Here is a 12493-nt window from a genome sequence, read left to right as displayed (position 1 = left end):
TTGTTCTAAAGAAATTAATGTTATTTAAAAGAAAATGAAAACTAATTATATATTAATCTTAACCTGCTTGCTTTTATGCTTTGCCTGTTCAAAGGATCAAGTTGAAGAAGAAGTAATTAAACCTAAGGAAGAGGAGGTAATTCAAGAGGAGGAGAAGCAAACCTTTTCTGTAAACAGACCCGATCAATACGCACTAGAAGTGGTGTATTTCATGCCAACCGATTTTGCTGTAGAACAAAGTTTATTAAATCCTACACTCAACGATATTTCAGACATGATACTGTTTATGCAGTCATGGTATGAAACCCTAATGGACTACAATGGTTTTGGGAAGAAAACTTTTGGATTAGTAACAGATCAACATGGAGTTGTAAAAGTTGGCGTAATATATGGTAAAGAAAGTAGTGAATATTATGCGATAGAAGCAAATAAACCTCAGGTAAGAAAGGAAGTACGAGATTTTCTAATGAAACGACCAGCTCCATTTTCTGGATTTAAATTAAGTGACCATATGCTCATTCTAGGTCCTCAAAAGTCAAAAATTGGATACTTTGGAGGAGGAACATGGGCTGTTGCTCAGTCTGATGATTTTTCAATGCACGAAATGCCAGGATTTTTCTTTAACGGCCTCCAATTGGAAGAAAGTGCTAAACAGTATTCGGGAATGCTTCATGAATTAGGGCATGGCTTGGGCTTACACCACAATGCCAGAAAGGCCTCAAAAAAACCGTTAACTTCGTTAATGGGTGACTGGGGAATATTTACCTATCATAGTGAGCCAGATCGAATGATTATTACTCAAGCAGATTGTGCAGTACTTGATAAATGTCAAATATTTAATAGAACTGATAACGGAATTGTTTATTACAAGAATAGGCCAAATAATACGTTAAAATCTATGAGCATTAGCAAAGACGTAACAGCAAGTAAGATTGTTATGTCGGGGTCGTTTACTTCAGACCAAGTTACACCTTATGTTAACGTAGGTTTTGATTTTAAAAATGTAGATCAAACATTCCCGAACGACAGTTATGATGAGATTTTCTACTTAGTTAGCACAGTAGACGAAGGTAACAACAAATACTCGTTTTCTCTTGAAGTAGAATATGCCGATTTGTTCAATGGGTTTCAAACAAACCATAAAAGCAACGCAGAAATAGAGATCAATGCAATCACAGAATCTGGTTTCGGTGGTTTTGGTAGAAATAATAAGATATTTGATGGGCACTTTTACACAACGGATTTAGCAACCAAAATACCTAATGACGATATATTATATGCTTATGAGGCCCATGAATTTACTGATAGAAGCAATTGGACGATAACAGCCAATACTGAAGATGTTGGTCAAGGATTTGTTGCAAATCAGGCCATAGATGGAGATCTTAATACTTATTGGCAGTGCCAATGGCCATATAAGATAGCAGAGAAGGGTGCCCATGAAATCAATATAAATATGGGTGAGGTTAAGAGCATAAAAGGTATGTATTTCTACTCTAAAAGAGCAAATCACCAATGGCGACCTAAACATATTGTAGTGAAAACAAGTACTGATGGTACAAGCTTCACAACCTCAGCAGATGTGACAATAAATTCATTGGCTGAAGCGGAAGAGGTTAAGCTGAACTTTGATAACAGTACAACTACACAGCATATTAAGATTTTAGTCGATGAGATTTATACGACTAAGACCGCTTCTAATGACCAAAATTTATTGTTTTCTGAAATAGATATTCTTTTATAGTAGCGATCGTTATTTGTATCACTATAAAATATGAATAAAAAAATCGAAGGTTTAACCTTCGATTTTTTTGTTTTTATATGCAATCAGTTTTATTTGAAATTTTAATCTTTTTCATAAGTGGCCGAATTTCGATAGCCAAACGTATATTTGGCAGCGAGCTGTACACGATGAAAACTACCATTAACACCGTTTAAAAGTTCACGATAACCATACATATATTCTATTCCGAAGCGTAAAACATTAATAGGGTCGTATTTTAGATTTCCTGAAATGCTGTAGGAACTGTTATTAAGGTTTTGGTTTACATCATTTTTATAGTTTGAGGCTTTAAAACCTGAAATGCTAAAACTGGAGCTTAATTTAGGTTGCCAGTAGTGATTATAAGCGATATAACCGTTTAACGATCCAATGGTATTTAAATGGTTATCCTCATCTGTCGTCGCTCCTGCAATAAAGTTGACTGCCAGATACCTGCCTAGACCTTGTCCAGCGGTTAACATGATTCTTAGGTCGTCATCTTTTTGACCTATTTTTAGTTTACCTCCTGTTGTAATACCATATCCTAATGCCCTTCGCTGCATATTATCGGATGATTTACTGAGTGTCCTTATAATTCCTGCAGCCGCCCAGTTTCCCCATTTACCATTAAAATTTTTACGCACCACTAAATCGGGCAGAATATCAGCATCGGCCACCTCAATGGCCGAACTATTTAATGGGACAACAGTTGTTTCCGGATTTTCTAAAGAAAACCACCAGTTATTCGTTTTATAACGGATAAGAGGTTGTCTGTTAAACACCAATCCGTCCATGGCACCTGTAAAATCAATTTCATCTGGTAGTAATACAATCATAAATGTAGACCAAGTTTGGCCAATTGTAAATTTATCCCATTCAAAATAAAAATGTCGAATTCGTGGATTAAATGAATTACTTACCTTTTCATCCCCTTGATTTGGTAAAAGGAAATCCAGTTCCAGAAAACCATGTACTTCTTTACCTAATAGTGTTGTAGTTACATCAAAATTGAATCTAGACTCTTTTATGTTATAATCAAGATCATAGTTTCTATTTTGCTCTCCTACTGGAATCTGTCCTGGGATATGAAAATCACGGATAGCAGCTCGATCGTCAACATCCCCATTGTTGTACCAGGTATTAAGGAGATCGGTTTTAATATAACCGCCAAAATTAAAGCTGGTCTTTTGTAGTATTTCTTGTGCGTGTATATTGGGGCTAAAAAGTAATGCAACACTAAGAATGAAAAAATAATTTAATGCTGATAAATGCATATAAAATTTCGTTTATAATTTAATCTTTGTTTTTAATATATTTCTCGTTATCTACTTAAAGACTGGTCTTTCTGGTATGCCTAAAATTTTAAATAAAGAATCTGCTTCTTATGCCAAAAACTGCCGTGAAATTTTTGTTTGTATTAAAAGCGGGATTTGCAAGTAGCAGTATATCTTAAGCTTTTTAAGTCAATTATTCCAAAATTAGAACTTTGTTAAAATGGCAATATCTTCAGCTGATGCAACACCGGTTTGCTCTTGAGTATAGAGATTTGTTCTGAGCAGAACGACCCAAATACTACTAACAATTCGTAACTGATTCTTCATGGTTTTAATTATTTTATTATTTGTTTACATTCATTTCGAAGAGCAACCAAGTATTATTTAGCAAACTCCACAATCATTAAGTGAGACATAAACACGTCGCTTTTAGGTCTATTTCCCTAATGTGTTTTTATAAACAATTCCATCCTTCATGATTAATTGGATGTTTTTTTCATGATCTGCTAAGAGCTTAATGTCCTCGAGGGGGTTTCCATCAATCAATAACAGGTCGGCATATGCACCTTCGGTAATCACACCCAGAGGACCTTCCTGGTAGGGATGCCTTTTCCCGCTTCTCTCAAATAGCTCAGCATTATTTGAGGTGGCCTGTTTCAATATCTCAAATCCACTAAAGTATTTTGATCTCGCCACGAACTCCTGATTCTGAAGTTTAGCCAGCTCATAAGAACCAAGAATATCAGTACCCCACGTCATCTTTACGCCTATTTTTTTGGCGAGTTCGTATCCTTTTGCAGCCCCTGCCTGGGCTTCCAAATATTTGGGTACGGCAGGTCCTTTCATACCTGCTTCTTCCGGCGTAAGAGAAAACGCTAAGAACTGGGTAGAGAAAAACGCATCCTTTTCCTTCATTAACTGAAAAGCCTCCTCTGAGGCAAAAAGTCCGTGTTCAATGGATTGAACGCCCGCTTCCAAAGCGTTCATAATGGACTCCGAACTATAGGCATGGATTGCGGCATATGTACCCCAATGCTCAGCTTCTTTCACGATGGCTTTCAATTCCTCAATCGTGTACTCGGTCACGTCTAAGGGGTCATGGGCCCCCGTTATGCTACCACTTCCAAAAATCTTGATCTGGGAAGCACCGGCTCTTAATATTTCTCGTGTGGCCTTTTGCACTTCAGGCACGCCATCAGCGATAATTGTCCAGCCCCTTATATAGGCCTTATCTATTTGGCCTGTAAAATGGTTCGAGAGGTAAAACATCCTCGAATCATAATCTCCATGACCGGAGGACTGCGAAACGAACGCTCCCGTGGGTAGTATGCGTGGACCAGGAATCGCCCCTTCGTCAATGGCCTTCTTGAGGCCGTGACTAGGGCCACCCATATCTCTGACGGTGGTAAAGCCCCGCATCAGCATATTTTCTGCATTAAGCGCCGCAAGCGCACCTACATATCCTTCAGGAGCGCTATAAATCAGTTCTTCAATGTCGGCATTCCACATAATGTGTGTGTGGCAGTCTGTCAAACCCGGAATAAGGGTTTTGCCCTGGGCATCAATAACAGTAGCTCCCTGGAAAGAAAGGTTCTTACCTATTTCCTTGATCATATTACCCTCTATCATCACATCTGATCCGGGAATCAATCTTTCATTTTTCCCATCAAAGATGTTGACATTTTTAATAAGGGTTACTGCTTCCTTCTTCTCCTGAGCGAGGAGATTCAAAGAAAATAGAACCGCGAACGTTAGTATAAATAGTTTTTTCATTGTTTTATAGATTCGTAATCATTTATTTTAAATAAAGAATCTGCTTCTTATGCCAAAAACTGCCGTGAAATTTTTGTTTGTATTAAAAGCGGGATTTGCAAGTAGCTGTATACTTGGAGTTAATTCCGAGTGATGGGTTACCTGCCATTTATAGAAAATTTCTGAAGAAAACTGATCTCTAAGTTTAGTTCCAAAAGTGTTCTCGTTTGGGCTGTTCCAGTTTATACCCGCACCAAATGTATTTGGTCCTGCAATATTATAGGTGTATCCCAAACTTAATGAGGCATCATAAAAGGCTCCTCCATCCTTAGCCCATCCACCCCTAATAAAGGGTAAATGTTTGTCTCCGAGTAGCCAACTGAAGGACCCTGCGACACCCCAACCGCTTGGCAATCCGTAACCAGATTGCTTATCGGTTTGCCAAAAGGTAACGTGTGCATTTTTAACAAACACACTTGATAAACCAGGGGAATATCCAATTTCAAGGGTTTTAACGGTTTCAAATTCTGAAAAGAAAGTGTCGAAACTCTTCCAGAATTCTGTGGCCCGACCATTAACATCTGTTAAACTTCCTACTACGTACATCTCTTCAGATAACCATGCACTCATCATTAATCCTAAAGAACCATCGGGGTATAAGCCACCAATAGTTAAAGAGCCTGTGGCAAAATCCGGATTATTAAAACTGAGCCAAGGACTCGCTGCAGCATGTACATCCGTCCAGTCTGTCATATCAACAAATCCGAAATATCCAACAATTCTGTTCGACCCAAAAGTTTGTCTCCAATACAGGTTAGTTACCCGCCATTTTTGATCATTAAAGACGGATTGGACTAAACCGGCATAACCAACATCGAAGAGGCTAAATTCACGAGGCGGGTTCTCTGTATATTTGTGTCGGTGTTCTACTTTAAATATAAGTCCTCCTTCATGCGAGGTGCCTCTACCAACAAAATTGTATTTACCATAAGACCGAAAAACACCACTGGCTGCAGAGTGATTATTACTAATTACTTCTGTTGCAGACATGGCCATAATGTTGTAGTCCATTGTAATCATAAAGCCGGATTTCTCATAAAATCGATTCTTAATTTGGTCTAAACTATCCAGTGCATACCAGGCTTTAATTTTATTATCGGCTTTATCAATATTTATTTGTTGGATCACCGAACCTGGACCAGAAACATCCCTATACTTCGTTGAATCTTGTTGTGCCCAAATTTGAAATGTAATTAAAAGTCCAAACAGTATATTAACAATGTATAATTTCATGTGCTATATTTTTTAATTTTTATGATCTTCATGCTCTGCCATTTCAAGAGAAAAAGTGGAAATAGCACGATGGTTTAACCATTTTTCTTCACTAATAGACTCGTATTTAGATTCATTTACAACCGGGTAGCGGATAGGTTGTCCGGCCCATATTTTTTGAAATTTCGAATCTTTTACTACTTGCTTACCATTTACAATAACATAAGGAATACCGGTGGAAGGGAGACCTTGTTCTCCAGATTTATAGGTTGAATTATCAGTTACTGTTTCAGGGTTAAAAATGGTGATATCAGCAATCATACCTTCTTGCATTCTACCACGCATTTGCATAGCTTCCAATCCAGCATCACCTAAGTGTTTGGCTGGCCAATAGGACATTTGAGCCAAGGTAAACATTAGTGGTACACCAAGTTCTCTACCTAACTTAAATACTTTAGCTCTTGTGCCTCCAGTACGAGGGTGCCCTTGGTAATCGCTAAACGGAAGATCCCATGAGTCTACACCCTTACCAGAGTAAATAGCATCTGAAGCCACTGTCATATGAGGCATGCGTAACCAGTTTGGTAACCATTTTTTTCGGCTAGGGCTAAACACAACCACTAATCTACTAGGGTCTTCTTTACTTGTTTTCAGGTATTCTTCTTCTGTTAGGAATTTGTCAGCTATAGGGTCGTACATGGTTTCCTCATAAGACAGACCAAATACATCCTTATACATGTTAGGAGCGAAAAAGCTAGAAGAAATGGATGTGGAAGCGGCATCGTATGGATAGTATTCAGACCAAACATTGAAACCTTGCTCTCTGGCGAGCTGCAGTTTTTCTTCATTTTCCATCCATCCAAAATCATTATTATGGCAAAGAAGTAATGGCGCATTCAGTGCAAGGGCGTTGGCTAGTATTTCATCGGTACCATGAGAAGCTTGTGGATGTACGGGATTACCATGAAAGCGAACATGGGCTGTGGAAGCTCTTCCATATTTCCCTGCAAGTTCCTGCATTTTAAACATTTCCAGGGTAGATACGCCCTTCACCATATAACCAACGGTAGAACAGAAGGCTACGGCCCCTTGTTGCATACCTGTATCGGCTAGTTTAAGTAACTGGTTTAATTGGTCTATATTACTTGTAGAATCCTGCCATCCACAAATGCCATCGGCACAAGCCTCAGCACGCAGTTTTCCTAATAGAACAGGAGCATCCGCCCAAGTAGGTAATTCCGTTTCAGGGTCATGTACTTGAATACGAATGCCTTCATGACTCACTCCAGTGCCGTAATTTAAAGGCCATGCATTTTCTTTAGCTTTATACCATTCATCTACAGAAATGGCACCAATTTCCAAATCCATGCCTGTTGTTACCCCGTCTCTTGCCGCCATCTTTAATGATAAACCGTCAAGAGCATGAAAATGCGTATCGATGAAACCAGCGGTTACAACATGGTTAGTAGCATCAATAGTTTCTTTTCCGGTTATGTTATTAGGAGTAATAATGGCAATCTTACCGTTTGTTACACCAACATTTAATTTGGCATCAAGCATCGTTTCTGGATCCATAACGCGGCCGTTAAGAATGACAAGGTCGTAATCTTGAGCCTGTAGTTGAGTTATACAACTCATGCTGAATAGTATAACAAGAGAAAATAGAATTTTTTTGGAAATTTTCATTTTATTTGTTTTTTAATATTAATACTTAACTTTAGGTTTATATGTTTAATCCAATTAGTCTTCTGAACTTGGTTGGCCAAGCGCCCCGGCATCAATAGTAAAGCCAGAAATTGTATGGTCTCTGCTCCATTCCTTTATGGTAATCGGTTTAAATCGACCTTTTGGTTCCACAGGGAATCGGATAGATTTCCCAGGTCTAACATCTAACTGAAACTTATTATTATCTACAACAGGCACACCGTTCACGATAACATAAGGAATTCCTGTGGTAGGTAAACCTTGTTCACCTGCCTTATAGGTGGCATTATCCTGTACGTTTTTAGGATCAAAGATAGTAATGTCAGCTACCATACCTTCCTGGAGTCGTCCTCGCTCCTGCATCCCCTCAAGACCGGTCAGGCCTAAATGATATGCTGGCCAGTAAGCCATCTGTGCAATAGTGAACATTAACGGTACGCCATTTTCACGAGCTGCTTTTAAAGCTTTACCACGGGTACCTGCTGTACGTGGATGACCAACATAATCTGTTGGTGGTAGATCCCATGAATCAATTCCCTTGCCCGACCACATCGCGTCAGAGGCCACAATCATATGTGGCATACGCAACCAGTAGGGTAGCCACTCATCTCGCTTGGGATTGAAAGCAAAGATCGTGCGTCCCGGATCTTCTTTAGAAGTTTTTTCCCATTCTTCCTGGGTAAGGAATTTGTCCTGTATAGGGTCATAGATAGTCTCTTCATATTTTCTGCCACCAGCGAGAATTTTAAATTTTTCAGGAGAGAAGAAATCAGCCGAAATCGCTGTTGAAGCAGCAGAGTAGGGGTAGTATTCAGACCAGACATTGTACCCTTGAGCGCGCGCCTTTTGCAGTTTATCTTCATTCTCCCACCATCCATATTCGTTGTCGTGGTTAATTGAAAAAGGAGCATCAAGGACCATTGCGTTGGCGAGAAGCTCACTGGTACCTAGGGACCCCTCAGGATTGCTGGGATTACCATGAAAGCGCACATGGGCACCAAGAGCGCGACCATAGTTTGCGGCGACTTCCTGTGTTTTATACATCTCAAATGTAGTCACCCCTTCACTCATGTAGCCAATGGTCGATGCGAGACTAACGGCTCCCTGACGCAATTCCTCGTCTATATAACCCAGAATCTCATTCATCTGATCTAAATTGCTGCGAGTAACAGACCAACCGGGTACGCCATCCGTTTTTACAGCTTGAGCCCGCAGTTCGAATACAGAGGTGGCATCATGCCATCCGCCAGTATCTACTTCGGGATCGTGTACCCGCGTTCTAGTCATTTCCTGACTCACTCCAGTCCCATAGTTAAGCGGCCAACCAGATTTATCTTTCTCGGCGTACCATTCTGCAACGTGTATGGCTCCTGCCTCGAGGTCCATACCGGTGGTAACACCATCTCGAGCAGCGAGCTTCAGAGACAGGCCATCCAGTGCATGGAAGTGTAAGTCGATGAATCCTGGGGCAACGACGTGGCCTGTGGCGTCTATGGTTTTATTTCCAGTAATTTTGTCGGGTGTTATAATCTCAATCCGACCGTTATTTATACCCACATTGAACTGGCCGTCCAGCATGGTTTCTGGATCCATAACGCGACCGTTAAGGATTACTAAATCATATTGCTGCGCAATGAGTAAGTTACAAAATACAAGGGTAAAGAGTAAGCTTGTTAAAATTCTGGAAGTACCGGGTGTACTTTTACATCGTAATAGAGTTTTCATGATATATGAGCTTATTTTTTAATTTAGGATTTTATTCCGTACCGGTTGACCGGGATAAATACCTTCCAATACCTTAGAATCTTTTACAACTATAGTTCCATTTACTATAACATAAGGAATACCAGTAGAAGGTAAACCGCCTTTTGCCATGGTGGCATTATCGGTAACGGTTTCCGGGTTGAAAATGGTAATATCAGCATCTGAGCCTTCTTGAACGCGACCTTTTCTTGTCATTTGTTCTACACCATTTTCTTGCAAAAACTTGGCCTGCATATAACTCATTTTTGATATGGCCAGCATGAGTGGCATTAAGTTTTTTTCACGGACCAAACGTAAAGCTTTGGCATGGGATCCTGCCCCGCGGGGGTGCCCTTGCGTAGATTCGTAAGGTGTTGACCAATCAAGAGCTAACTCTCCGGTTTCAGTAATAGATAATGGCGCAGCATCAGATTCTATCAGCGTACTGGAGTCTGCTAATGCCTGAAGCATAATTTCTTCCTTCACCCCTCCAAAGATGACAGATGCTCCGGGTTGTGTTTTCAACAACTCGTCATAGCGTTCTTTGGTAAGAGGTTTCATGGTAGCCACTTCAATAATATCTTCGTAGCTACGTCCCATATTTTTCTGATAATTATCCGGAGCTAAATAGTCTGCACCAGCTACAGTTGCCCCTTGCCAATAAGGATAAATGGCTGCAACCGTTTTCAGTCCATTATTTTTACTGGCTTTTATAAGATCAATAGCCGTAGGGGTATAATTTAATGCTTGCTGGTGAATGTGGCTAACATATAGCCCTCCGCCATAGGCAGCGACACTTGCCAGCATTTCCTGAGTTCCAAGAATTCCTGTGGTGGGTGGCATTTGACTGGAAAATCTGCCATGAAGCACGGTACTAAGACCATGCTCTCCCATTAACCTTTGCCACATGATGGTTTCACGGCTGGTCGTACCTCGAGTCATATAACCGGGTACGGCCCCCAAACCTAGAGCGCCTTGCTCAATTCCTTTTTCAAGCATGGCTTCCATTTCATTAATCTGCTCCGGCGATGGAAGAAAATCTGTCAATGACATGTTGAAGCCACTTTCGTTATGAGGGTCAAAGGCATCCAAAAGTATGGAAGCTGTATTTGATTTATAAGCTGTATTTGCGAAAATTTCTCTCACGGCCGCAGCAGATACAGCAGCACCATAATTCGTTTGAGATTTCCCATCTAACTTGGCATACCAAGCCTCTACTGGATAAGCACCCGCTTCCATATCAAGGGGTGTTGTTACCCCATCTCGTAAGCTTAGTTTTTGTCCGAATGGGAAATCTGAAATATGGGAATGAATATCAATAAATCCAGGTGCCACCACATGTCCCGAGGCATCAATGGTTTCCTTTCCAGAGATAGACTCCTCTGTAATCAGAGCTATTTTGCCATCCAAAACACCAACATTCCGGAGACCGTCAAAATTCGTTTCAGGATCCATCACACGGCCATTCAATATGACTACGTCAAACTCTGTGTCGGAAGAGAACTTAGCTTCTGTATTAGCATTATTGGATTTATTCCCACAACTTGTTAATACTGCTATACTGAATAAGCAAATAAAAGCAATCCATGTGAGCCCTTTTGAATTAATAAATTGTGGGAATATATTCATAATAAATTATTTTAAAGTGTTTTTGTAGACTTTACCATCCTTCATAATTACTTTAAAGTTATTTTCAGGATCGGCTACCAGATTTAAATTTTCTAATGGGTTGCCATCTACAATAATTAGGTCGGCATAAGCGCCTTCTTTTATTACACCTAAAGGACCTTCTTTATAGGGATGTCTTTGCCCTGATAATTCCATCATTCTAGCATTTTCTGAGGTAGCTATCTTTAGTGCTTCATAAGGGGTGAACCAACGAGTTAGCTTAGCGAGTAATTTTCCTTGTTTTGCCGCATTCTCAGCACCCATAAATAAATCGGTTCCAAAAGCCATATTCACGCCTATTTCTTTTGCAAGTTGGTAGACGTTATCGGTTCCTTTTGTTACCTCCACAAATTTTCTGTTTGATTCCGGGTTTGGAAACTTATCAGCGTCTTCATCGTTCAAGATAGGCTGAGTACTTAACCATACATCATGCTCTTTCATCATCTGAAGGGTTTCCCGGCCCATAAGCATACCATGCTCAATACTTTTAATTCCTGCTTTTACCGCAGTTTGTACGGCATCGTCTGTGAAAATATGAGCACCTACATAACTGTTGTAGCTATTGGCAACATCTACAATAGCTTCCATTTCTTCTAAAGAATACTGGCGTACATCAATAGGATCATAACTAGATGCTACACCACCGCCACCAGCAATTTTAATTTGAGATGCACCCAGCATAAACGCTTCGCGGGTACGTTTGCGAACTTCTGAAACCCCATCGGCTATAGCGGTCATGCCAACTTCGCCCCAGTAAGTCATATTACCTAATTGATCTGGTATTTCATTAGGCAGGCGATAATCAAAATGCCCCCCTGTTTGACTAATCATTGGTCCGGAAGGCAGTATACGTGGTCCTACGACTAACCCTTGATCGATGAGCTTTTTAAGGCTAAAAACATTACCTCCCATGTCTCGAACGCTAGTAAAACCTCTCATAAGGGTTTTAGGTGAGGCCAGCGTGCTTCTAATACCAACTTCATAGGCGTCTCCAGAAAGGATAAAAGTCATGGGTAGTTCTGCCAAGGCCATATGCCAATGCACATCAATAAGTCCCGGAATTATCGTTTTGTTTTCGGCATCTATTACTTCAGCACCTTTAGGCGCTTTAATGCTGCCACCTACTTGTTTAATTAAATTGTTTTCAATTAAAAGATCACCGTCAATTAACTTCTCATTAACGCCATCAAAGATTTTGGCATTTTTTATTAGGGTAATTGTTTTATCATTTTGAGCATAAGTGCTAACACTTAGCATGAACAGCATGAGTACTGTTGAAATGAAATAAATTTTTGTTTTCATAATATATATATATATA

The 12493-nt window shown here is 40.0% G+C and carries 8 protein-coding genes; 1 reads left to right on the top strand and 7 read right to left on the bottom strand.

Going from position 1 to position 12493, the window contains the following annotated elements; genetic code table 11:
* Positions 1-34 precede the first annotated feature (34 nt).
* Entirely contained in the window at positions 35-1744 is a 1710-nt protein-coding gene (locus tag H611_RS0100910) for a discoidin domain-containing protein (RefSeq protein WP_027136577.1), read from the top strand.
* Between the two features lie 101 nt (positions 1745-1845).
* On the opposite strand, the gene H611_RS13750 is transcribed toward H611_RS0100910, so the two are convergent.
* The 7 genes from H611_RS13750 to H611_RS0100875 form a co-directional block, all read right to left on the bottom strand.
* Positions 1846-3036: a DcaP family trimeric outer membrane transporter gene (locus H611_RS13750; protein ID WP_051238674.1), complete on the bottom strand. Its 1191-nt coding sequence runs from the start codon at positions 3034-3036 to the stop codon at positions 1846-1848.
* 435 nt (positions 3037-3471) lie between these two features.
* A complete protein-coding gene (locus tag H611_RS0100900) occupies positions 3472-4809 on the bottom strand; it encodes a metal-dependent hydrolase family protein (RefSeq protein WP_027136576.1) in 1338 nt (445 codons plus the stop codon).
* Between the two features lie 27 nt (positions 4810-4836).
* On the bottom strand, positions 4837-6081 hold the full coding sequence (locus H611_RS13745) for a carbohydrate porin (protein WP_051238673.1): 1245 nt from the start codon (positions 6079-6081) through the stop codon (positions 4837-4839).
* 12 nt (positions 6082-6093) lie between these two features.
* Positions 6094-7698 carry an amidohydrolase family protein gene (locus H611_RS0100890; protein ID WP_211223783.1) on the bottom strand — a complete coding sequence of 535 codons (1605 nt, stop codon included), beginning with the start codon at positions 7696-7698 and terminating at the stop codon, positions 6094-6096.
* 102 nt (positions 7699-7800) lie between these two features.
* Entirely contained in the window at positions 7801-9489 is a 1689-nt protein-coding gene (locus H611_RS13740) for an amidohydrolase family protein (RefSeq protein WP_051238672.1), read from the bottom strand.
* An 18-nt stretch (positions 9490-9507) separates the two neighbouring features.
* Complete coding sequence (locus H611_RS13735; RefSeq protein ID WP_051238671.1) at positions 9508-11136, bottom strand: amidohydrolase family protein; 1629 nt, start codon at positions 11134-11136, stop codon at positions 9508-9510.
* Between the two features lie 6 nt (positions 11137-11142).
* A complete protein-coding gene (locus H611_RS0100875) occupies positions 11143-12477 on the bottom strand; it encodes a metal-dependent hydrolase family protein (RefSeq protein ID WP_027136574.1) in 1335 nt (444 codons plus the stop codon).
* Positions 12478-12493: the final 16 nt, after the last annotated feature.

It is taken from the genome of Gaetbulibacter saemankumensis DSM 17032, from assembly GCF_000425645.1.
In the GTDB taxonomy this organism is placed as follows: Bacteria; Bacteroidota; Bacteroidia; order Flavobacteriales; family Flavobacteriaceae; genus Gaetbulibacter; species Gaetbulibacter saemankumensis.
This window is presented reverse-complemented; position numbering and strand designations above follow the sequence as displayed.